At 50.2% G+C, this 20,725-nt stretch carries 23 protein-coding genes; 10 read left to right on the plus strand and 13 right to left on the minus strand.

Annotation, left to right across the window (positions count from 1 at the left end):
• Positions 1-48 precede the first annotated feature (48 nt).
• Complete coding sequence (locus tag ACO0LG_RS18465) at positions 49-1,011, minus strand: TRAP transporter substrate-binding protein (RefSeq protein ID WP_423029003.1); 963 nt, start codon at positions 1,009-1,011, stop codon at positions 49-51.
• A gap of 479 nt (positions 1,012-1,490) precedes the next feature.
• On the opposite strand from ACO0LG_RS18465, the gene ACO0LG_RS18470 reads away from it, so the two are divergent.
• The 3 genes from ACO0LG_RS18470 (at position 1,491) to ACO0LG_RS18480 (ending at position 7,569) form a co-directional block, all read left to right on the plus strand.
• Entirely contained in the window at positions 1,491-5,132 is a 3,642-nt protein-coding gene (locus ACO0LG_RS18470) for a hydantoinase B/oxoprolinase family protein (RefSeq protein ID WP_423029005.1), read from the plus strand.
• Between the two features lie 418 nt (positions 5,133-5,550).
• Positions 5,551-6,639 (plus strand): porin, encoded by a 1,089-nt coding sequence (locus ACO0LG_RS18475; RefSeq protein WP_423029007.1) that lies wholly within the window; start codon positions 5,551-5,553, stop codon positions 6,637-6,639.
• A 165-nt stretch (positions 6,640-6,804) separates the two neighbouring features.
• Positions 6,805-7,569, plus strand: a complete 765-nt coding sequence (locus ACO0LG_RS18480) for a substrate-binding periplasmic protein (protein ID WP_423029009.1) — start codon at positions 6,805-6,807, stop codon at positions 7,567-7,569.
• Positions 7,570-7,576: 7 nt separating this feature from the next.
• Here the strand turns inward: ACO0LG_RS18480 and pyrF are convergent, their stop codons facing one another.
• On the minus strand, positions 7,577-8,398 hold the full coding sequence (gene pyrF / locus ACO0LG_RS18485; RefSeq protein ID WP_423029011.1) for an orotidine-5'-phosphate decarboxylase: 822 nt from the start codon (positions 8,396-8,398) through the stop codon (positions 7,577-7,579).
• A 172-nt stretch (positions 8,399-8,570) separates the two neighbouring features.
• Between pyrF and ACO0LG_RS18490 the strand changes: the two genes are divergently transcribed.
• Both ACO0LG_RS18490 and ACO0LG_RS18495 read left to right on the plus strand, forming a co-directional pair.
• A complete protein-coding gene (locus ACO0LG_RS18490; protein ID WP_423029013.1) occupies positions 8,571-9,023 on the plus strand; it encodes a MarR family winged helix-turn-helix transcriptional regulator in 453 nt (150 codons plus the stop codon).
• Positions 9,024-9,256: 233 nt separating this feature from the next.
• Complete coding sequence (locus ACO0LG_RS18495; protein ID WP_110257224.1) at positions 9,257-9,676, plus strand: organic hydroperoxide resistance protein; 420 nt, start codon at positions 9,257-9,259, stop codon at positions 9,674-9,676.
• 107 nt (positions 9,677-9,783) lie between these two features.
• Here ACO0LG_RS18495 and ACO0LG_RS18500 read toward each other — a convergent pair whose 3' ends face one another.
• From ACO0LG_RS18500 to ACO0LG_RS18520, 5 genes are all read right to left on the minus strand, one after another.
• On the minus strand, positions 9,784-10,314 hold the full coding sequence (locus ACO0LG_RS18500) for a YcnI family protein (protein WP_423029015.1): 531 nt from the start codon (positions 10,312-10,314) through the stop codon (positions 9,784-9,786).
• Positions 10,311-10,514: a hypothetical protein gene (locus ACO0LG_RS18505; protein ID WP_423029017.1), complete on the minus strand. Its 204-nt coding sequence runs from the start codon at positions 10,512-10,514 to the stop codon at positions 10,311-10,313. Before ACO0LG_RS18505 ends, ACO0LG_RS18500 begins: the two co-directional genes overlap by 4 nt.
• A gap of 10 nt (positions 10,515-10,524) precedes the next feature.
• The gene (locus tag ACO0LG_RS18510; protein WP_423029019.1) at positions 10,525-10,974 is read right to left on the minus strand and encodes a copper chaperone PCu(A)C; all 450 of its coding nucleotides are present in this window, start codon (positions 10,972-10,974) and stop codon (positions 10,525-10,527) included.
• A 22-nt stretch (positions 10,975-10,996) separates the two neighbouring features.
• A complete protein-coding gene (locus ACO0LG_RS18515; RefSeq protein WP_423029021.1) occupies positions 10,997-11,572 on the minus strand; it encodes an SCO family protein in 576 nt (191 codons plus the stop codon).
• A 113-nt stretch (positions 11,573-11,685) separates the two neighbouring features.
• Complete coding sequence (locus ACO0LG_RS18520) at positions 11,686-12,102, minus strand: DUF2946 domain-containing protein (RefSeq protein WP_423029023.1); 417 nt, start codon at positions 12,100-12,102, stop codon at positions 11,686-11,688.
• A 183-nt stretch (positions 12,103-12,285) separates the two neighbouring features.
• Between ACO0LG_RS18520 and ACO0LG_RS18525 the strand changes: the two genes are divergently transcribed.
• The 5 genes from ACO0LG_RS18525 to ACO0LG_RS18545 all read left to right on the plus strand — a co-directional run bounded on the left by ACO0LG_RS18525 (position 12,286) and on the right by ACO0LG_RS18545 (position 15,919).
• Positions 12,286-13,065: a LolA family protein gene (locus ACO0LG_RS18525; protein ID WP_423029025.1), complete on the plus strand. Its 780-nt coding sequence runs from the start codon at positions 12,286-12,288 to the stop codon at positions 13,063-13,065.
• A 6-nt stretch (positions 13,066-13,071) separates the two neighbouring features.
• Positions 13,072-14,334 (plus strand): acyltransferase family protein, encoded by a 1,263-nt coding sequence (locus ACO0LG_RS18530; protein WP_423029027.1) that lies wholly within the window; start codon positions 13,072-13,074, stop codon positions 14,332-14,334.
• Between the two features lie 20 nt (positions 14,335-14,354).
• Positions 14,355-14,852 carry an RNA polymerase sigma factor gene (locus ACO0LG_RS18535; RefSeq protein ID WP_422971018.1) on the plus strand — a complete coding sequence of 166 codons (498 nt, stop codon included), beginning with the start codon at positions 14,355-14,357 and terminating at the stop codon, positions 14,850-14,852.
• A gap of 1 nt (position 14,853) precedes the next feature.
• Complete coding sequence (locus ACO0LG_RS18540; RefSeq protein WP_423029029.1) at positions 14,854-15,558, plus strand: hypothetical protein; 705 nt, start codon at positions 14,854-14,856, stop codon at positions 15,556-15,558.
• A gap of 133 nt (positions 15,559-15,691) precedes the next feature.
• Positions 15,692-15,919 carry a hypothetical protein gene (locus ACO0LG_RS18545; RefSeq protein ID WP_423029031.1) on the plus strand — a complete coding sequence of 76 codons (228 nt, stop codon included), beginning with the start codon at positions 15,692-15,694 and terminating at the stop codon, positions 15,917-15,919.
• A gap of 28 nt (positions 15,920-15,947) precedes the next feature.
• Here the strand turns inward: ACO0LG_RS18545 and ACO0LG_RS18550 are convergent, their stop codons facing one another.
• The 6 genes from ACO0LG_RS18550 to ACO0LG_RS18575 all read right to left on the minus strand — a co-directional run bounded on the left by ACO0LG_RS18550 (position 15,948) and on the right by ACO0LG_RS18575 (position 20,698).
• Complete coding sequence (locus ACO0LG_RS18550) at positions 15,948-16,583, minus strand: tetratricopeptide repeat protein (RefSeq protein WP_423029033.1); 636 nt, start codon at positions 16,581-16,583, stop codon at positions 15,948-15,950.
• 97 nt (positions 16,584-16,680) lie between these two features.
• Positions 16,681-17,754: an acyltransferase family protein gene (locus ACO0LG_RS18555; RefSeq protein WP_423029035.1), complete on the minus strand. Its 1,074-nt coding sequence runs from the start codon at positions 17,752-17,754 to the stop codon at positions 16,681-16,683.
• A gap of 65 nt (positions 17,755-17,819) precedes the next feature.
• Positions 17,820-18,389, minus strand: coding sequence for a GNAT family N-acetyltransferase (locus ACO0LG_RS18560; protein ID WP_423029037.1), 570 nt, complete (start codon positions 18,387-18,389; stop codon positions 17,820-17,822).
• Entirely contained in the window at positions 18,389-18,862 is a 474-nt protein-coding gene (locus ACO0LG_RS18565) for a GFA family protein (RefSeq protein WP_423029039.1), read from the minus strand. The genes ACO0LG_RS18560 and ACO0LG_RS18565 overlap by 1 nt, the downstream gene beginning before the upstream one ends.
• Before the next feature lie 97 nt (positions 18,863-18,959).
• Positions 18,960-19,910 (minus strand): CobD/CbiB family protein, encoded by a 951-nt coding sequence (locus ACO0LG_RS18570; protein ID WP_423029041.1) that lies wholly within the window; start codon positions 19,908-19,910, stop codon positions 18,960-18,962.
• Between the two features lie 119 nt (positions 19,911-20,029).
• Positions 20,030-20,698: a CoA pyrophosphatase gene (locus ACO0LG_RS18575; protein WP_423029043.1), complete on the minus strand. Its 669-nt coding sequence runs from the start codon at positions 20,696-20,698 to the stop codon at positions 20,030-20,032.
• Between the last annotated feature and the right edge of the window lie 27 nt (positions 20,699-20,725).

The following is a 20,725-nucleotide window of genomic DNA, read 5'->3' on the forward strand; positions in this document are numbered from 1 at the left end:
GCTCGCTACACTTAATCAAAGATTCCTTGGTACTTGTCAGCCAAAGATTTACTTCATCGACCTTTCAGTCGTGTATTTCAACAAAATCGATACTTCTTCGCTGCTTGCTGTTTTTAACCACTCCCTGACAAACTGTTCTCCCAGCCTGTCGAGGTTATTTCTTAATAGTGCATCTACCCGATCTACTTTGATCTTGTTATTGCGTAGCTGGTTTTCAAAGCCAGCATCACTTTCGCGGCTCATAGTCCAGCCGCGTTTCTCTGCGGCCTGGGCGGCATCCATCATTTTCTTTTGCGTCTCGGCAGCTAATCTGGAAAACACTTTCTGGCTGATGAAGACAATATTTTTTGGTATCCATGCGTTCGCTTGATAGTAATACGCCATCTTGCTCCAGGCCTTGGTTTCTACCCCGGTCCAGCTTGAGGTAATCATCACATCCAGTTTATCGCTGGCGATCGCCTTTTCCAGGTCTATCACCTGTACTGGTACTGCAGTCGCCATTGCCAACTCGGCGATGCGCTCACTGGCCGGGTTATAACTACGCATGCGCATACCCTTGAAATCTGCCAGCGAACTCAGCGGCTTTTTGGAATACAGATTCTGAGGTGGCCACGGTACTGAATACAGTAACTTCAAACCACGCTTGGTCAGTGCTTTTTCCACTTCCGTTTTGGAAGCCATCCACAGATTATGTGCATCTTCATAACCCCTGACGGTGAATGGTAAAGAATCAAGCCCAAACACCGGTATCTCTTTTGCCAGGCTGGACATGATGACTTCACCAGCCTCGGCTTTTTCGTTCACTACACCAGGAAATATCTCTGCCGGTTTTAATAAGCTGCCAGCAGGAAACACAGTCATCTTGACCTGGCCATTACTGGCACCTGCTACTTCCCTGGCGAACTGTTGCAAATTCATGGTCTGGAAGTTATCTGCAGCATAGGCGGTGGCGATGCGTATATCCATCGCCTCAGCCTGTGCATTTGTAGTGATGACTGCTGCCACCAACATATAAATACCAGCAAATCTCTTGCGAGAAAGAGCAAATACGCAGGAAAAACTAAGCTTGTTGCTAATTGAATCCGACATCATTTGCCTCTTCCATGTGCGCTTCTACATTTATATCGTAAACGTTTTATCGATAAAACGTCAATAAAATATCTTACATTTAATCTCAATAACTACTACAATATCATCAAAGGAAAAATCTACAAGATGTTTATAAATTTTTTTTCCTTGCTGTTATTAAGATGAAAACCAGAATGAAAAGAACTGCACCACGCAGTGGCGGCAATGCACAAGAACAGTGAAATTTTTGCTTTTTTAATATTAGGTATCCATTACTTCTGATATTTCCCGGCATAAAATGCAAACAAATATATGTCTGATTTTTGACACAAAGTTTGCAGGCCCGGGCGGAAATGGCTCCAGACCGAGATAAGACTTTGCCGGCAAAACGGCAACATCTCTTTATGAAAGGTGGTTGCAAAATGAACGAACAGAAACAGGCACACAATGACTTCGTTGAAGATCAACGCTGGCAATTCTGGATAGATAGAGGTGGTACGTTTACCGATATCGTGGCGCGCCGCCCGGATGGCAAATTACTGACCCATAAACTGCTGTCAGAAAATCCTGAACAATATAAAGATGCAGCCGTTGCAGGCATACAGGGCCTGCTGGGGTTGACAGCCGACCAGAATATTTCGCCTGAGCTGGTGTCTGCCGTCAAGATGGGCACCACCGTTGCCACCAATGCCCTGCTGGAACGCAAGGGTGACCCGACTGCGCTCATTATTACCAAAGGTTTTCGCGATGCCCTGCGCATTGCATATCAAAACCGCCCTCGCCTGTTTGACCGCCATATCGTCTTGCCAGAACTCTTATATGAAAAAGTCGTGGAAGTTGATGAACGCATCGATGCACATGGCAATGTGTTGCAAGCCCTGGATGAAGCTGAGGTCAAAAATGAATTGGCTACTCTCTATAAAGATGGTTACCGCGCACTGGCCATTGTGCTCATGCACGGCTACCGACATACCCAGCATGAAGACATCATAGGTAAGCTGGCCGCTGAAGCGGGCTTTACGCAAATTTCGATTTCCAACAAGGTCAGCCCGATGATGAAGCTGATCTCGCGTGGTGACACGACCGTAGTGGATGCCTATCTGTCCCCTATTCTGCGCCGCTATGTTGACCAGGTCGCCAGCAAGATGGATGGCGTGCGCCTGTTCTTCATGCAAAGCAATGGCGGCTTGACAGATGCTCACCGCTTCCAGGGCAAGGACTCTATCTTGTCAGGCCCGGCAGGCGGCATCGTTGGCATGGTGCGTACTGCCCAGACTGCAGGTTTTGACAAGATCATCGGTTTTGACATGGGCGGCACATCGACTGACGTATCTCACTACGCTGGTGAGTTCGAGCGTGAGTTTGAAACCCAGGTTGCCGGTGTCAGGATGCGGGCACCGATGATGAGCATACATACCGTTGCTGCTGGCGGCGGCTCCATCCTGCATTTTGACGGTACCCGTTATCGCGTGGGCCCGGACAGTGCTGGTGCCAATCCCGGCCCTACCAGCTACCGGCGTGGTGGTCAGTTGGCGGTGACTGATTGCAATGTGATGCTGGGTAAAATCCAGCCAACTTATTTCCCCAAAGTGTTTGGCCCCAAAGCAGACATGTCACTTGACCGTGATGCCGTTGTAGAAAAATTCACCGCCATGGCAGCAGAGATAGAAAAAGCCACAGGCATACGCAAGTCCCCTGAAGAAGTAGCTGAGGGCTTTATTGAAATTGCGGTTGGCAATATGGCCAATGCCATTAAATTTATCTCTGTACAGCGCGGCCATGATGTGACTGACTATACCCTGACTACCTTTGGTGGCGCAGGCGGCCAGCATGCCTGCCTGGTGGCAGATGCGCTGGGCATGACCAAGGTATTTGCCCATCCATTCTCAGGTGTCTTGTCTGCTTATGGCATGGGCCTGGCAGACCAGACTGCCATGCGCGAACTGGCCATGGAATTGCCGCTGGCGCCCACCTCCATACCCGCACTGGAAAAAGAACTGGCGCGCTTGTCCGATGCAGCCAGCAATGATTTACTGAGCCAGGGTGTTGCGTCAGAAAACCTCAGCGTCAAGCAGCGTGTGCACTTGCGCTATGAGGGTACTGACTCTGTTATCGTGGTGGCCATGCAGGATATTGCCAGCATGACTTATCAGTTTGAATCTGCCTACAAAAAACGCTATTCATTCCTTATGTCCAACAAGCAGCTCGTCATTGAAGCGATTTCTGTAGAAGCCATAGGACACTCTGGTGAAGGTAATGAAAGCCCTGACTACCTGCCGCCAAGAGAAGATGATCAGGCTTTGCAGCCAGTGGAAATCGTCCGGTTGTTCTCAGGCGGACAATGGCATGACACAGGTTTGTATGACCGTGACGACATGCGCCCTGGTGACAAAATCAAGGGCCCGGCCATCATTGCAGAAAAAAATGCCACCAACATCATAGAACCAGGCTGGGGTGCAGAAGTCACCGCACTTAATCATCTGGTATTCACCCGCCTGGAAGCACGCCCCAAACGGCAGGCCATAGGTACCAAGGCCGACCCGGTGATGCTGGAAGTATTCAACAACCTGTTCATGAGTATCGCCGAACAAATGGGCTTGCGCCTGCAAAATACGGCCTTCTCGGTCAATATCAAAGAGCGTCTGGATTTCTCATGCGCCCTGTTTGACGCAGAAGGCAATTTGATTGCGAATGCACCACATATCCCTGTGCATCTGGGTTCCATGGGCGACAGTATCAAGACCATCATCCGCGCCAATGCAGGCAGCATGCAGCCGGGTGACGTGTATATGCTCAATGACCCGTACAACGGTGGTACACACCTGCCTGACGTGACGGTGATCACACCTGCATTTAATGCAGAAGGCACCGAAGTGCTGTTTTATGTAGGCTCACGCGGCCACCACGCCGACATAGGCGGCATCACACCTGGCTCCATGCCGGCAGACAGCACGGTAGTGGAAGAAGAAGGTGTGTTGATCAATAATTTCAAACTGGTCAGCGCGGGCAAGTTACTGGAAAAAGAAACCATCGCCCTGCTCTCTTCCGGCAAATACCCTTGCCGCAATGTCCATCAAAACCTGGCTGACTTTCAGGCACAGATTGCCGCCAATCAGAAAGGTGTCGATGAATTGCTCAAGATGGTGCAGCACTATGGCCTCAATGTCGTGCAGGCCTATATGGGTCATGTGCAAGACAATGCAGAAGAAGCGGTAAGACGTGTCATCACCGCATTACAAGACAGCAGCTATGAATACAAGCTCGACAATGGTGCAATCATCAAGGTTGCCATTCGCGTAGATCATGCATCACGTTCTGCCGAAGTCGATTTCACCGGCACCTCGCCGCAACTGAATAACAATTTCAATGCACCGAGCGCGATTTGCATGGCTGCGGTTTTATATGTGTTCAGGACCCTGATTGACGACGACATCCCGCTCAATGCCGGTTGTTTGAAACCACTCAAAGTCATTATCCCTGAAGGCTCGATGCTCAATCCACGCTATCCGGCAGCTGTAGTCTCCGGCAATGTGGAAACCTCAAGTTGCATCACCAATGCACTCTACGGTGCGCTGGGTGTGGTGGCCTCTTCACCAGGCACCATGAATAACTTCACCTTTGGTAATGATGATTATCAATACTATGAAACCATCTCTGGTGGCTCTGGTGCGGGTGAAGGTTTCAATGGTACCGACGTAGTGCAAACGCATATGACGAATTCACGCCTGACTGATCCGGAGATACTGGAATGGCGCTACCCCGTCAGGCTGGAGAGCTATGAAATCAAGCCAGATTCAGGCGGTGTTGGCCGCTGGCATGGTGGCAATGGCGGCGTGCGCAAGATACGCTTCCTGGAAAAGATGACGGCTTCAATACTCTCGAATAATCGCGTGTATGCGCCCTTTGGTGCCGCCGGCGGTGCCGTTGGTGCCTGCGGTAAAAACTATGTCTTCAGGAATGATGGCCGGACTGAAGAGCTGGGTTTTGTTGCCAGCACCGAGATGCAGCCTGGCGACATTTTCGTGATTGAAACGCCGGGTGGTGGTGGGTATGGCAAGGCATGATTTTTATATGATTTATATCATTCCTCATCCCATCATTTACGGCGAAAGCATGAGCTAAGAAAAAATAGCCAGTGACGGCATGTCACTGGCTATTTTTTTAAACGCATGTCTAAAAATCTTTAGACAAGATTCTTCATTAAAAATATTTCCCTCTACTCAATTTCAACTTTTTAACAACGCATTTTCAATTATTTATCAACGTTTTATTAATAATTTATATGTAAATATCTTATTTTTCATCGATAATAAATTACCGACTGCAATCACAGGATTTTCGGTTGGTAATCGCCCTTATCGCTGATCCCGGATCAAATGGATACGCAGCGCGCAAGCATGCATTCACCCAGTGAAGCTTCATAGCAACGGCGATTCTTTTAACAGCGACATCGTTTCCTTATCTATTTTTTGAGAGAATCAAATGAAAAAGACCTCCCTTGCTTTAGCCTTACTTAGCGCCATTGGCGCTACTGGCATTTTTGCCAGCGCCGCTTCTGCACAATCTTCTGTGACCATTTACGGCATCGTCGATATGGGCATCGCGCTGGAAAGAGGCAGCAGCGCAGGCTCTGTCAGTAAACTGACCAGTGGCATCGGTTCCGGCTCTCGTCTGGGCTTTAAAGGCACTGAAGATCTGGGTGGCGGTCTGTCTGCATTCTTCCTGCTGGAAAGCGGCATCAATGTCGATACAGGCTCATCGGGCCAGGGTGGCCTGATGTTTGGACGTCAGGCCTATGTCGGCGTCAAGGGTGATTTTGGTACGCTGACTGCTGGTCGTCAGTACACACCAGAATACCTGACACTGGCTTTTGCAGATCCTTTTGGTACCGGTTTCGCGGGTGACGCCGCCAACATCATGCCTAATTCCGGCACAGGCTCCAGCCGTATGGACAATACCTTGAAATATGTCACACCTTCTTTTGATGGCCTGACGGGTGAGCTGGCATATGGCTTTGGCGAAACTGCCGGTGATAACTCTGCCAGTCGCCAGCTTGGTGCTGCCATTGCCTATACCTCTGGCCCCTTCGCTGTGCGTCTGGGCTACCACAACCGCAACAATGACACGGCCATACTGAAAAATACGGACGATGGAAAGACCACTTTGCTGGCTGCCACCTACGATTTTGGTATGGCCAAAGCCCATCTGGCCTACGGCGTTAACAAAGGCCTGAACAGCTCACCATTGCGCAATACAGCCAATCCTTTCGGCAGCCTGATTGCACCGACAGCTTCAACAGATTCCACAGATTTCTTACTGGGTGTAACTGTGCCATTTGGTAACAACAAGATTTTGGCATCGTATATCCGCAAAGACGACAAGACCGTGAAAAATCAGGACGCAAGCCAACTGGCAGTGGCCTATATCTATTCATTGTCCAAGCGAACGGATCTGTATGGGGCTTACGCAAAGATAGACAACAAGAATGGTGCTGGCTACACAGTAGGCAGCGCCATTGAAGCCGGTTCCGGTGACAGTGCCCTGCATGTGGGCATACGTCACAGTTTCTAATGCAGATCACAATGCAAAATAAGCGCACATTATCAAGCGACACAATGAATTGACTTTGCTGCGGGCAATGAGTTTGCGTCTTTTGCGCAGACTCATTGCCATCCGGATTTCACCACATTTTTGCGCGTCCACCTGATGAGTGTGGCATCTGAAAGAGGTAACCAGATGCGCACCATTTTTCTATCGCTGCTGGCAATCGTGCTGGCCCTGCTGCTCACTCCGGATAGTATTGCCGCCACTTTCAAACTGGCAAGTCTGAGTTCCCCACCCTACGAGTATGTAGAACAAGGTGAGGTTAAAGGCATCGCCGTTGATATCGTTAAAGAAGCTTTCCGGCTGATGGGGCATCAGGTCACCATCCATGTCTACCCCATGCGGCGCAGCCTGGAGATAGTAAAAAGCGGTGAAGTTGATCGCATCTTTACGGCTTTCAAAACTCCTGAACGCGAAAAATTCATCACCTACACCAAGGAACCCGTCTTGCTGCTGACCATCAGCCTGTGGGTGAAGAATGATAGCAATATTAGCTTTGATGGCGAACTCAGCCACCTGTCGCAATACAGGTTTGGTGCAGTGAGGGGTATGAGTTATGGCAGCAAGTTTGATGAATTCAGCAAGAGCGGTTTGTTAAGCGTAGAATTGGCCAGCGACCAGACCAATGCCATCAACATGGCGCTGGCTAAGCGCTTCGATATCCTCATCAGCAACCATTTTGGGGCTATTCATGACATGAAGAAAATGGGCTTGCTGAATAATTCCAAGGTGCTCCACCCTGTCTTACAGGAACAGGAAACCTACTTCGGCTTTGCCAAGAAGGCGCATTTTGAAGCGCTGAGGGATGAACTGGACGAGGTCTTGAAGCTGCTCAAGCAAAATGGTTACTATGATTTGATCATGAAGAAATACCGGGATATCGTGATACCCCGGTGAATATCATTTATTCACGGTGTGCATTGATAGCGTCGCGTGTTTCTAAAGCCACACGGCGGATGGCATCAACCGTACTTTCACCAGCAACTGGCTGGGCATACAAAATGGCCCGTGAAGAATTAATCATCATGCCTGTGCCATTTGCTGTTTTACCTGCCTGCACAGTCGCGGCAATATCGCCACCCTGGGCACCTATGCCCGGCACCAGCAAAGGCATGTCACCGATGACTGCGCGCACCTGCGCCAGTTCTTTTGGGAAGGTAGCACCCACCACCAGTGCGCATTGGCCATTGGTATTCCATTTATCCGCCACCAGTTGCGCCACATGTTGATACAAGGGCTTGCCACCGACATCAAGAAATTGCAGGTCAGAGCCACCCGCATTGGAAGTGCGGCACAGCACGATGGCGCCACGGTCTTTCCACTCAAGGTAAGGCGCGACTGAATCAAAACCCATGTAAGGATTGACTGTCACAGCATCTGCGTCATAACGCTCGAAAGCTTCGCGCGCATATTGCTCCGCTGTTGCGCCTATATCGCCACGCTTGGCGTCAAGTATCACTGGAATATGCGGATAAGTAGTCTTGATATAGCGGCAGATTTCTTCCAACTGGTCTTCAGCGCGCAGGGCAGCAAAATAGGCGATTTGTGGCTTGAAGGAACAAGCCAGCTCTGCGGTCGCATCAATCACGGTTTTGCAGAATGTATAAATGGCATCTGGTTTACCAGCTATCTCTGCCGGGAAACGGCTGACATCAGGGTCAAGGCCTACGCACAGCAGGGAATTATTGGCTGTCCAGACAGCGGAAAGTTTTTCTATGAAAGTCACGGTTTACCTCCTACAGTGGGGCGTGGCAGTGCACGCGCAATGGCCGACATTATACCTTGCAGCACCTCCTCAGGAGTCAGCCTGCGTGCAAGCAAGTTCAGCACGGCGCTGACAAAAACTGTTTATCATGCTTGCATATGATCCATTTAAGAATTTTTCCAGAGTCCCAAAAATGAAAACACCCGCAGAAACACCCGTCAACATGCTGGCACTGGAAAATCAATTTTGCTTTGCCCTGTATTCATCCTCACTGGCGCTGACCAAGGCCTACAAGCCCATGCTTGAAGAGCTGGGCCTGACTTATCCGCAATATCTGGTCATGCTGGTCTTGTGGGAACAGGATGATGTGCTGGTCAAAGACATAGGCCATGCCCTGTTCCTTGACTCAGGCACGCTGACGCCCTTACTGAAACGGCTGGAAGCCAATGGCATGCTGCAAAGGCATCGCGACGAGACTGACGAGCGCCAGGTCAGGATTACCCTGACACCTGCAGGCAAGGATTTAAGAAACGCTGCGCTCGACATTCCACAAAAAATCCTCTGCGCCAGTGGGCAGAGCAAGGAGACGCTGATGGAATTGCGTAGCCAGCTCAGTGATTTGCGCAATGAATTATTAAATCCTTGACCGAATCATTCTTGAGTTAATGATTCCATCAATTACTAAATACTTAACATTTCTCATCGTTTGTACTATTCTGGCTTACTGATGCTATCGCGATGATAGAAAAAGACAATCGACATTTAGATTGCACACAATTAAATTGTTCGCTATAGTTCATTCATCGACTCAGCGGTCGAACTTAATAATCTAGTAAATAAGCAGTAAATCAACCAGTCAATTGACATCAGGAGTTCACCATGCAAGTACTTTACACAGCAAATGCAACAGCAACTGGCGGTCGTGATGGCCGCGCCGTTTCCAGCGACAATCAACTTTCCGTCAAATTGACGACACCAAAAGAACTGGGTGGCGCAGGTGGCGAAGGCACCAATCCTGAGCAATTGTTTGCTGCCGGTTATTCCGCCTGCTTTATCGGCGCGATGAAATTTGTTGCCGCCGCTGGCAAAATCGCACTGCCTGCTGACGTGTCCATCAATGGCCTGGTTGGCATAGGTCCAAATGGCAAAGGCGGCTTCGGTCTGGCTGTTACCTTGAACGTCAGTCTGCCTGGTATGGACCGTGCCGAAGCAGAAGCCCTGGTACACAAGGCACATGAAGTGTGCCCATATTCCAATGCAACGCGCGGCAATATCGAAGTAACTTTGAATATCCTGTAAATTCATGTGCCAGACTCGGCAGACAAATCGGGCCACGGCATGTGAATAAGAAAAAAATCCCCCATCGTGTTTTCACGATGGGGGATTTTTCAAGCGCACAAAAATACTTAATGGTGATGCGCTACTTCTGTTTTTTCTAATATTTCCAACACTGGTGCTGGTGTTTTCAAGCCTTTGGCAGTCTGGCCATCTGCCGGGATTTCCACCCAGTCCAGCCTGCCTTTTTCACATAACTGCGTGACCTTGAAATACACCTTGCCTGCTTTCTCAGGTAATTTCACCTGTATTGAAAACTCATCATAATAAGCATCAGGCAAAGGGCCGCCTGTCCAGCTAACTTCACGCACATCCTGAGTGATAGTTTTGCCGTGCGAGTTATAAGGTACGCTGAGCGCTTGTACACTGGTATCGATCTTCCAGCCCGCCTTGGGCATGGGTTTGGCACCACTGACATTTTCAGGAATGCTGACCCTGACCGCATTAGTAGCACTACCTTCACAACCATGGCCGATTTTGAATGTCAGCTTATGGTAGGCGCCTGCGGCAGCAGTAGCCTGCTCCAGCGTAACATGGGCATGGGCTGCCTGTGCCAGCAGGCTGCTTGCGGTGAACATGCTGATAAACAGAAATTTTTTCATGTGATTATCCTCGGGTTAGTTTGCTGATGCGCAGGCAATGGCAAAAACTCTATCTCGGCTGGCCTGGCTACGCGCGACATGGCCTGATGCAAATAAAATGCATAGGCATGCCACACTGCCAGCGCACAGATTGCCGCAACATTAAAGCACTGCAACAGCTCGATAAAACTGTTACGCCCTGCTCTTCTGCTTGTACTCATATGGCCTCCATCAATGTGGCGTTGCCTGGTTCAGGGGCTTGGCGATAGCCTTGATCTCCAGGGTTTCACGCTTCTTGTCCTTGCCCTCGACAACCAGGGTCACAGGTACCACATCCCCTTCCTTGACCTGCGCCTTCAGGTCCAGCAGCATGATGTGGTAAGAGCCGGGTTTGAGTTCCACCAACTTGCCGGCAGGCAGGTCTATACCATCGACGGGGCGCATTTTCATCATATTGTCGGTCATTTCCATTTTATGAATTTCGGCCACACCTGCAACTGGCGAGCGCACTTCCAGCAGGCGCACATCCTTGACGGACTTGATCTGCATGAAAGCACCTGTCGCCTTTTGCTGCGCAACCGTGGCACGCACCCAGGCATCACTGACCGTGACCTGTGCCTGTGCAGAGATGGCAAATACAGTAGTAGCTACCGCCATCATGATGTTATTGATTTTGTTCATCGTTTTTTTCCTTTAATGTAGTTCAGGCAGTCATCAGTGTGCGCAAGTCTGCTGCACATTGATCTGCGGTTTGTTCGTGCTTCAATGCCAGGCGTATCTTGCCCTTGTCATCAAACACATAGCTGATTGCGGTATGGTCCATGGTATAAGAGCTGCCGCTGGGCACCTTCTGGTAAAACACCTTGAAGGCTGCGGCCGCTTCCTGCGTCTCTTTCATGTCGCCATACAGGCCCAAAAAGCTGGGGTCAAATGCTTTCATGTATTGTGCCAGCAATTCAGGTGTATCTCTTTCCGGGTCTATAGTAATAAAAATAACCTGCAATTGCTCAGCCTTGTCTGCCAGCAATTTGCGTATCTGTACTGCACGGCTCAGGGCTGTTGGGCAAATATCCGGGCACTGGGTAAAACCAAAGAATATCAGCAGATGCTTACCCTTGAAACTGGCAAGGCTGTAGTCCTTGCCATCATGCCCGCGCAGATGAAAATCATTGGCATAATTGGCACCCGTAATATCAATGCCGGTAAAAGTCACAGGCGTGCGGCTGCAAGCCAGCAAAGACAGGCTGCCCAGCAGGGTCAGTACAGAACGACGTTTCATGTTGATTTCTTTTCTTCATTCATCGCCATTAATCATAATGAGATGATGGATTGATATCGTCTTACCTGCTCACGAACAACACCGGTGAGCAAGGGGCAAAACAGCAGGGAGAATCAAACCAGATGGAGAGGCGGGCCACGCGGCTGCGCCGCCGTCCAGATGAATAAAACGTGGGGAGATTGATAAAACAACAAAGGCGCTGCCTCTGCCAACTTACCCTCTGGCGGACAGGACAAAGCACCAGGCAACACAAAATCATGCCCTGCGTGCGGCACACAATAAGCACAATGCGCCGCCATATGCTGCTTGTCTTGCGCAGACTTGCCCGCAACCAGTTTGATCAGTTTGCCCGTCACGGCATCAACAAGCTTGACACCCTCAACACTACAAACCTCGACAACCCCAGGCGCAACGACAACAGGCACGCCCGCCCCCATCCCGCCAGCCATGGCTGGCAGCAAACCATTGAGCAACAAGGCAAGACATGCAAGCCATATCGTCAGGTGCCGGAATGAGGAAGAAATGCGCATGGGCAGATTATAACCAATGCAGAGCTGATTAACCATGCATGAGAATTCGTGCTCTCATGTCTATAAAAAAAATTTCAGAAAAACTGTAAATTTTTCTTATCCCCGGCGAATAACAGAGCAAGGGTTTAGCGAAGCTATGCATCAAGCTCGCTAGACATGAACTCATTATTTCCGGGAGATATCATGTACGGTTTGATTTTAATGCGCGGTTTTATACTTGTCTTATTTTATGCATGCTGGTCTTGCAGCGCATTTGCGCAGCCTGCCAAAGCCAGCTTGCCAGCCAATGCCGATATAACATTGGAGCGCGTGATGCAAGCGCATCTGGCGGCGCTGGGGGATGTGAGCAAGTCGCAGTCGCGCCGCGTTAAATTGCGCATCATAGGGATGGCGCCGTTTGACATACCGGTGACAGTAGAAGCAAAGCGCCCCAACCTGTTACGGCGGGATGTGCTGGTGCAAGGGCAAACACAGGTATCGGCTTATGATGGTAAAGATGCGTGGAAGATAGACCCCTTTCTGACTAGTGGCAAAAAGGCGGTTGATTTATCAGCCGAAGAATTGCCTGCCATGCTCGAAGAAAGTTATTTTGACGGGATACTGGTGGCGTCGCAAAAGCGCGGGTTCCCCTTGCAATATGCGGGTATGGAGAAGCTTGATGGGCGGCGTGTGCATGTGCTGAAGGTCAGCATTCCTGCTACGGGTGAATCGACTATCTATCTGGATGCCGACAGTTTTCTGGAGATCAAGCGCCTGCAAAAGCGCCCTGTCATGGGTCGCATGACTGAGCTGGAAGTCTATACCAGTGATTATCGCCTGCATGATGGCCTGATGGTGGCTTATCGTTTTGAGATAGGTACCAAAGGTTCTGCGCAGCGCATGAGCATAGTGGTGGATGCGGTGGAAAATAATCCGGCAATTGCTGCCAGCCGTTTTCAACGCGCTGCGAATTTAGCGAACTGAGCCATCATGCAGAGCGATGCCACTATTAATGCAGGTAATGCAAACCAATCTACATTACCTGCACATGTCAGTACCGTGCAAACGGCAGCAACTGGCGAGCGTCTGCATGGCTTGGATGCCTTGCGTGCCGGGGCTTTGTTGCTGGGCATGCTTTTGCATGCGAGCATTTCTTTTTTGCCTGGCGCCACATTTTTTTGGATGGTCAGTGACGATCAAAAAACCCAGCTGCTTGGACCAGTGTTTTTTGTCATCCATATGTTCAGGATGCCTTTATTCTTTATGCTGGCTGGTTATTTTGCCCACCTGGTTTTGCAAAAGAAAGGCTGGGCTGGTTTTATCAAGGACAGGCTCAAACGCATCACCCTGCCCTTGCTACTTGGCTGGCCTGTGATATTTGCAGCGATCGTTGCCGCCATCGTGCTGGCTGCCTGGGTGCGCAATGGCGGTAGCCTGCCACAAAAGTCACCGCCGCCACCGGCTTTTACGGCTGACAGTTTCCCGCTTGCGCACTTGTGGTTTTTGTATATGCTGACGCTGCTGTATGTGATATATCTGGGTCTTTGGGCTGTCTGCAGGCAACTGGGTATCTTGCCGCAAATGAGACGCTGCGCAGATTGGCTCATGCCCGTAATGTCAGGCTGGCTTGGCCCCATGTTGCTGGCACTGCCGGTGGCGCTTGCCTTGTTTTATACGCCTTACTGGGTGAGCTGGTTTGGCGTGCCTACGCCAGATCAGTCACTCTACCCTGGCCGGGCAGCCTGGGTCAGTTTTGGCATGGCGTTTGGCTTTGGCTGGATGTTGCAGCAATCACCTGCTACATTGCCACGGTGGCAGCAACGCTGGCGCTGGCACCTGGGTCTTGCACTATTGATGAGCGCTATCTGTCTTTATCTGGGCGGCCTGGTACCAAGACTGGTGCCCGCAGTGCACGATGAAAGCAAATTGATTTTTGCCTGGCTATATGCGGCGGCTGCCTGGCATTTTTGTTTTGGCCTGACTGGTGTGGCGTTAAGCTGCATGAGGCAGGCAAACACCAGGGTACGCTATCTGGCTGATGCATCTTACTGGATTTATCTGGTGCACCTGCCCTTGGTGATGGCTTTGCAGGCTTTGGTGTCGCGCAGTGAGTGGCATTGGGCCATCAAACTGGCAGCGGTCTTGCTGGGGACGCTGGCTGTGGCTTTGCTCAGTTATCACTATCTGGTCAGGTTTACCTGGATAGGCAAGCACTTGAATGGCCCGCGGCCTGCGAGGGCCCGGGGTATATGAACGAGTATATGAACGGGCATATGGACGAAGAACTCTTCTTGCAGCAACTCGCCGCGCATAAACGCCTGCTGTATAAGCTCGCCTATAGCTATTGCCGCCAAGCAGAAGACAGGCGTGACCTGGTGCAGGACATGGTCATGCAGTTGTGGAGATCTTTTCGCAGTTTTGATCAGCGTGTACTGTTTTCTACCTGGATGTACCGCATCGCCATGAATGTCGCTATATCACACTACCGCAGTGAGACGCGACAGGTACGCGATACCCTGCCGCTGGAAGAATTTGGTCTCGACATTGCCGAGGCAGACCAGCTTTACAACGCCCAGAGTGACAATATGCGCACGCTTGATAAACTCATCAGCGAGCTTGATGAACTTAACCGCGCCCTGATCCTGTTGTTCATGGATGGCCACAGCAATGACGAAATCGCCAGCATCATGGGGCTGAGTGCCGCCAATGTTGCCACGCGCATGACGCGCATCAAACAGAAATTGCAAACCCGTTTTGCAGAAAGTAGCTGACATGAATCTCGATCTCTTGAAAACCGAATGGCAAGCCCGCGACCAGCGCCTGGAACAGGCCGTCAGAATGAATACCCAGATGCTGCGATTATCCTTGCTGGAGCAGCATAGGCGCGACATCGCTAAATGGAGCTGGACAGATAAATATGAAATCATCGCTGGCACACCAGTCTTGATATACCTGATCTGGTTTCTTTCGCATCACATCAGCAACTGGCAATTTGCCTTGCCTGCATTTGCCCTGCTGGCATGGACCGTCGCCATGCCGATATGCAATCACCGCTTGCGCCATGCCTTGCAGGACATGGATTTTAGTCAGCCCGTCACTGTCGTGCAAAAGCAGTTGGCAGAACACAAGACCAGGCGCCTGAACCTGCTCAAGTGGGCATTTTTGCTGGGGCAGATAGTCTGGTTCATTCCTTTCATACTGGTGCTGTTCAAGGGTGTATTTGGCGTAGATCTGTACCTTAAAACCGCTAACTTCATCGGCCCCAGCCTGTTAGGTGGCGTCTTGTTCATCCCGCTGGCAATAGGTATTTCCAAATTGTTGTCGGGCCGCTTGCAGCACTCTGTCCGCTTCCAGGCTTTTACCGATATCTTGGCAGGTAATGACATTATCCGGACACGCCAATTCTTGGCCAGGATTGCACAGTTTGAAGAAATGCCGGATGAATTCAGCACGCACGCCAGCAATCAAAGCAACTGATTCTTAAAATCCGTTTCTATTAATTATGTTATCTTTATGGTCCACTTTTAAAGACATCACTTCGCTTTCTTTGGCTCTCAGGTGACACATGCGTTTGTGCCTTAATCTCGCCGCTCTTGTTCTTGCTCTGAACTTGCCCCCTGCTTTAGCGCAGGGTATTGATGCGCTGGTCACGCTGACAGAACCCGTACAGACAATGGGGAAAAACCCGCTTGAACGTGGTGACATGGAAGGCAAACCCCGGGATACAACAGTGATGAGACGATTGCCGATGCAGGCCAGCCGTTTGAATTGCAATTACTCAGTGGCAGTTATATCCGTGTACCGTTGGGGCAGGCTGGCCAATAAATTAGTCGCATGAATATGTTGAAATATGCTGAGTAATTAATTTAATGTATTTCACCAGAATTTTTTCTGTACTCTGCTATCAGCCTGAATGTCTCAAGCAAATTATCCATCCCGGCGAGTGCATTAATCGCTTCTTCATGAGCGGGATTAATCTGTAGTGCACTTTTAAAACTGTCGATTGCCTGTTCATACCTGCCTTGTGCGCGGTAAGCCAGGCCCAAATTGAAATACGCCTCATCTTTCAAGTCATGATCTTCACGCAAAGCTGTCTCGAAACAGCTAATCGCTGCATCAAATTCCTCCATGTACAAGAGGTTTGCCCCCTTGAGTATCCATGGCCAGCCATGATCAATATCGGCATGCTTGCAACCCGCCTCAAACCAGGGACGTGCATCTTTGGGGGACTGAAAATCCTGCACCAATACAGCAATCTGCATTGCGACGAACCCCTTGTAAGTTTCGGGTGCCAGCTCATAGGCGGTGATCAGGGCCTGCAAACTCTCCTTATTCCGGCTCAGATCCTTGAGAGCCACACCATAGAGTGACCAGGCCCTGGCGTGCTGGGGACGTGATTTTACATATACTTCCAAAAGTTCTACCACATGGCTGGGATGAAGATCTGTCTTTGACAGATCTTCTGCACGTTTATAAATCTCATCGAGGAGCTCACTGGTCATGATAGTCACTGTCCTTTTTGACCTTGGTACATGCATCGCAAATTAATAATCAATTTAGCGCAATATGTAAAAGCAAACGCAAACGCACACGGTCTGATCAGGTACTGCCGCGCACTTTGGGTACATGAGTTCTGGGCAAGAGCAGGCTATGCAAGAACTTGTTCTTTTTGACCAGCATCAATAACAACAGGGGTAGCAATAGTCCAGCCACAAATGCCAGGCTCGCGTTCAGATAGGCATATGTGCTCACCCGCGACAGCAGGCCAAATACTTTCCACTCTATCCAAGAATGGAAGATCATGATGAATAAACTGCTGGTGCCCAGATAAGCCAGTACCTTACCTGGCTTGCCCGCATATTGCAGGCAACTCGATAGCGACAGCACCAGGTAGATACCCAGTAAGGCCTGGGCGGTTGAGACCCACCAGTTGCCATATTGGCGCATGTTCAGGTCTATGGTCTCATCAAAAAAGAAATGCAAGGCAGCGAACAGGAGCAAGGCAATCTCAAAAATCCAGGGCTGGAATCGAAAGCGCATGACATGCTCATGCATGACATAACCAAGCAAAATGAAAGCGGTACTGACACCTGCCAGATCCAGACTCCACGGCAAGCCGGGGAAATTGTGCTGCCGGTTCCCCAGCACAAGATTGAGACTTTCAAACTTTTGGGTATCCATCCCGGCAAATTGCTGAGTCATGATGATGCCCAAGGCTAACAGGATGATAATACTCAGTGAGGGCAACAACATGCCGGGCCGCAGACGGTGCATAAGACGCAAAATTATCCAGGCGAATATAATGGCCAGAAACAGGTGGGGTAAATACCACAGCGGCACCCATTCTATGGTACTGCCTGTGCCATATAACATACCCAGAAAATAGCCCCGGGCATCGATGCCTGACCAGACTATGCGTGCCAGCCCCCACACTGACAGCACGACGAAAAAGGGTTTTAATAGCGCATCAATCTTGAAGGCGAGGAAGTCTTTGAAACCAGTCTCCTGATGCAAGACAGCCCCGGACAAAAAGAAAAACAGGGGCATGTGGAAAGAAAAAATAATGCGGAACAGCTCGCCATGATCATGCGCGATGATCCAGTTGTGTCCAAAGACAACCAGGATGATGCCTATGCCTTTGGCAATATCGATACTGGTGTTGCGCTCTGACATGGATCTCCATAGATGGAAGCAAGCGGGCTGCGGGCTGATGCCTGCAAGCTGCTGCCCGCAAGCTTTTATTTTTGTACCAGATAATTCAATTTGGCCTGCCAGTCTTGCGGCAATAATGCATGTACAGCGGCCGTCACTGGTACACCGCTGACCACCAGGCGGTTACGTGCCATGCATTCCAGTTGCGCACCAACTTTTTTTGCAACGGCAATGCTGGCGACATTACCTTCGGCAGCGACAATCTCTATGCGGTAAAAACCCAGTTGCTTAAAGCCCGCGTCTGCCAGCAATATCGCCGCCTGACTCGCGATGCCCCGCCCTTGCGCAGACTGCCTGACCCAGTAGCCAAGATTGCAGTAATTATGCAGCTTGCTGATCATGTTCAAGCCCGCACCACCCAACAATACTTTGCCATCTTCGCTAAAGATACCAAACTCATAGGCCGTGCCTTCTTCACGCGCCTTATCGCATGCCGCAAACCAGTCACGAGCGTGGTCACTATTGAAATCAGCATGGCACCAGCCCATCCAGCGACCTACGGTTTCTATTGATTCACGGACTACGGCAGCAAACATGTCAGCATCATCAAGCCCATAAGCACGCAGGCAGATACCAGGGGCAGTAATTTTTTTCATTATTGTTTCATTTTATCCGGAAAAATTTTGTTTTCCCACGCTGCAATCAGCGTTTGGAAATCGTCTGGATTACCAGCGTATTGCAAGCAATCTTTATCCAGATTCAACCAGGGTTGTGCACTCCTGGTCCAGATATGAGCAACCGCTTGCAAACTGCTGGTATCGTTCAGTGTACCCGGTTTAATACTGATGATCTCTGTTTGGCCCAGCAGTCGATGAAACAAGCGTGTGCCACAAGTCGGACAGAAGCTGCACTCCATCTCGCGCCCGGAAGGCATTTTTCGCAGCCATAATTTGGGCTGGCCAGTCTTTAACAGCATCTCACCAAGACGTATCCAGAGTGCCATGCCAAAAGCACTGGATGATTGCCGCTGACAATCCTGGCAATGGCAGGTGAACAAAGTCAGGCACTCACCTTTTACCTGGTATTGCACTTCGCCACATTGGCACTGGCCTGCAAAGCTCTCTGACATAAAGATGATGCTCCTTCTACTCTGAATATCATCACGCGATATTCAGATCTGTCATAACAAAAAAGCTGGCACCGTTTTAACAGAGCCAGCTTTTAAATTATATCCAGACTGCGAAGGAAAGGAGCAATAACAACAGCATCCACAACAATAATGCCCGCCAGACCAGGCCGACTGCGCTTTGCAAGGCGCGGGGTGAGGCTTCAGCTCCCGGCTGGCTTTCCAGCTCCAGGCTATCGACATCGACTGCTGTCGCATCTGCTTGCAAGACCATGGCTTTTTCTTCTGGCTCACCAAGGCGAACACCAAGGGCACCGCCACCAGCGGACAGGAGGATGCCAACCAGTTCATCCGACCAGCGGTCAGCATAATTGCGCCAGGAATACACGGCATCTTCAAAATTGCCGACTACGGCAAAGGCGACAGCTGTCAAGCGGGCTGGCACCCAGTCTATCCAGTAAAAGACTTTGGCCGCATAGATACCAAATTCTTCGTTTTTCATATGTTCAGGCTCATTCCAGGCGCGCGACAAATATTCTGCTGCCCGGTACATGACAGCACAGGCCGGACCCACAGGCATGAGGAACCAGAAGAAAACACCAAATACATTGCGGTGGGTGGCGATCAATGAACGTTCGACGGCAAGGCGGGAAATTTCTGACACTTCCAGGCCGGTAGTATCCAGATGCGTCCACTCGGCCAGATAACGCCTGGCGGTATCCTCATCACCAGAGCTCAGGGCCAATTGTATTGAGGTGAAATAATGGCTATAACGGCGAAAACCCAAAGTCAGGTAAACGATGAGTACATTCCACAACAAGGCGGCAATCGGGTTCAGGCGCAGGCACAGCCAATAGATCAGCGCCGTTGGCAGTGTCAGCGAGGCGATGACTATCCACCAGCCCAGGCGGCCATGCTTGACCTTGCCCGCATTGAAGGATGCTTCGATTTTGTCAGACAGCGTCTGGATTTGCGTATAGATAGGGTTATCTGCCCGCAAGGGCTTGAGCTGCTCAATCAACAGCGCTAACAGGATAGAAATAAAGGTCATGGTAGACTGGGCTTATGTTGCAGCGCAATGCTGCAAACAATCAATTTGCAAATGCGGCAAGTGTAAACCGATTTGCCCAGATTATGAAGCTTTGTTCTCTTGGGAAAGACTTTAGAGTTTTAGGCGCGCAGGAAATGAAACAGATTGCGCAGCATGCCCGCCGTTGCGCCCCAGATGAAATGCTGCTGGTATGGCATCGCATAAAAATGCCGTTTGCCTGCATTGTCAGGTAAATCAAAGCTGCGGCGCTGATGATTTTTGCCATCCATCAGGAAGTTCAAAGGCACTTCAAAAATCGAGGCTACTTCTGAGGGATCGGTACGTATGGGGAAACCGGGCATGATCAATGAGACTATGGGACTGACCTGGTAGCCTGTGCCAGTTTTATATTCTGGCAGACTCCCCAGAATTTCTACATATTCACGTTGCAAGCCTATCTCTTCTTCTGCCTCGCGCAGGGCTGTGGTCACAGGATCGAGGTCCTCTTCTTCATAGCGCCCGCCAGGAAAGCTGATTTGGCCAGGATGATGATTCAGATGCGCCGCCCTTTCGGTCAGGAGCATGGTCAGGCCCTCATCGCGCATGACGATGGGAATCAGGACCGAGGCAGGCCGGAAAGGCAGGTTTTTGGAGAAAAAACTCTCATCGACAACTTCCGGTGTCCATACACGTTCCTGCAAAAAGCGCTGGCGCAACCATGCTGGCGAAAGATGTGCCACAGGCACAGCATTCTCTTCACCCAATGAATGTATAGGGAAGCTTTCAGGATCAAAAACTGGTTTGCTCACAATGACAATTAACTTTATTGTTGGTCT

The organism is Undibacterium sp. Ji42W (assembly GCF_049340405.1).
Classification (GTDB): domain Bacteria; phylum Pseudomonadota; class Gammaproteobacteria; order Burkholderiales; family Burkholderiaceae_D; genus Undibacterium.

Bases quoted from the DNA above. Each gene is read 5' to 3' on its own strand.
- ACO0LG_RS18465 (WP_423029003.1), bottom strand. From the start codon at position 1,011: ATGTTGGTGGCAGCAGTCATCACTACAAATGCACAGGCTGAGGCGATG.
- ACO0LG_RS18470 (WP_423029005.1), top strand. From the start codon at position 1,491: ATGAACGAACAGAAACAGGCACACAATGACTTCGTTGAAGATCAACGC.
- ACO0LG_RS18475 (WP_423029007.1), top strand. From the start codon at position 5,551: ATGAAAAAGACCTCCCTTGCTTTAGCCTTACTTAGCGCCATTGGCGCT.
- ACO0LG_RS18480 (WP_423029009.1), top strand. From the start codon at position 6,805: ATGCGCACCATTTTTCTATCGCTGCTGGCAATCGTGCTGGCCCTGCTG.
- ACO0LG_RS18490 (WP_423029013.1), top strand. From the start codon at position 8,571: ATGAAAACACCCGCAGAAACACCCGTCAACATGCTGGCACTGGAAAAT.
- ACO0LG_RS18495 (WP_110257224.1), top strand. From the start codon at position 9,257: ATGCAAGTACTTTACACAGCAAATGCAACAGCAACTGGCGGTCGTGAT.
- ACO0LG_RS18500 (WP_423029015.1), bottom strand. From the start codon at position 10,314: ATGAAAAAATTTCTGTTTATCAGCATGTTCACCGCAAGCAGCCTGCTG.
- ACO0LG_RS18505 (WP_423029017.1), bottom strand. From the start codon at position 10,514: ATGAGTACAAGCAGAAGAGCAGGGCGTAACAGTTTTATCGAGCTGTTG.
- ACO0LG_RS18510 (WP_423029019.1), bottom strand. From the start codon at position 10,974: ATGAACAAAATCAATAACATCATGATGGCGGTAGCTACTACTGTATTT.
- ACO0LG_RS18515 (WP_423029021.1), bottom strand. From the start codon at position 11,572: ATGAAACGTCGTTCTGTACTGACCCTGCTGGGCAGCCTGTCTTTGCTG.
- ACO0LG_RS18520 (WP_423029023.1), bottom strand. From the start codon at position 12,102: ATGCGCATTTCTTCCTCATTCCGGCACCTGACGATATGGCTTGCATGT.
- ACO0LG_RS18525 (WP_423029025.1), top strand. From the start codon at position 12,286: ATGTACGGTTTGATTTTAATGCGCGGTTTTATACTTGTCTTATTTTAT.
- ACO0LG_RS18530 (WP_423029027.1), top strand. From the start codon at position 13,072: ATGCAGAGCGATGCCACTATTAATGCAGGTAATGCAAACCAATCTACA.
- ACO0LG_RS18535 (WP_422971018.1), top strand. From the start codon at position 14,355: ATGGACGAAGAACTCTTCTTGCAGCAACTCGCCGCGCATAAACGCCTG.
- ACO0LG_RS18540 (WP_423029029.1), top strand. From the start codon at position 14,854: ATGAATCTCGATCTCTTGAAAACCGAATGGCAAGCCCGCGACCAGCGC.
- ACO0LG_RS18550 (WP_423029033.1), bottom strand. From the start codon at position 16,583: ATGACCAGTGAGCTCCTCGATGAGATTTATAAACGTGCAGAAGATCTG.
- ACO0LG_RS18555 (WP_423029035.1), bottom strand. From the start codon at position 17,754: ATGTCAGAGCGCAACACCAGTATCGATATTGCCAAAGGCATAGGCATC.
- ACO0LG_RS18560 (WP_423029037.1), bottom strand. From the start codon at position 18,389: ATGAAAAAAATTACTGCCCCTGGTATCTGCCTGCGTGCTTATGGGCTT.
- ACO0LG_RS18565 (WP_423029039.1), bottom strand. From the start codon at position 18,862: ATGTCAGAGAGCTTTGCAGGCCAGTGCCAATGTGGCGAAGTGCAATAC.
- ACO0LG_RS18570 (WP_423029041.1), bottom strand. From the start codon at position 19,910: ATGACCTTTATTTCTATCCTGTTAGCGCTGTTGATTGAGCAGCTCAAG.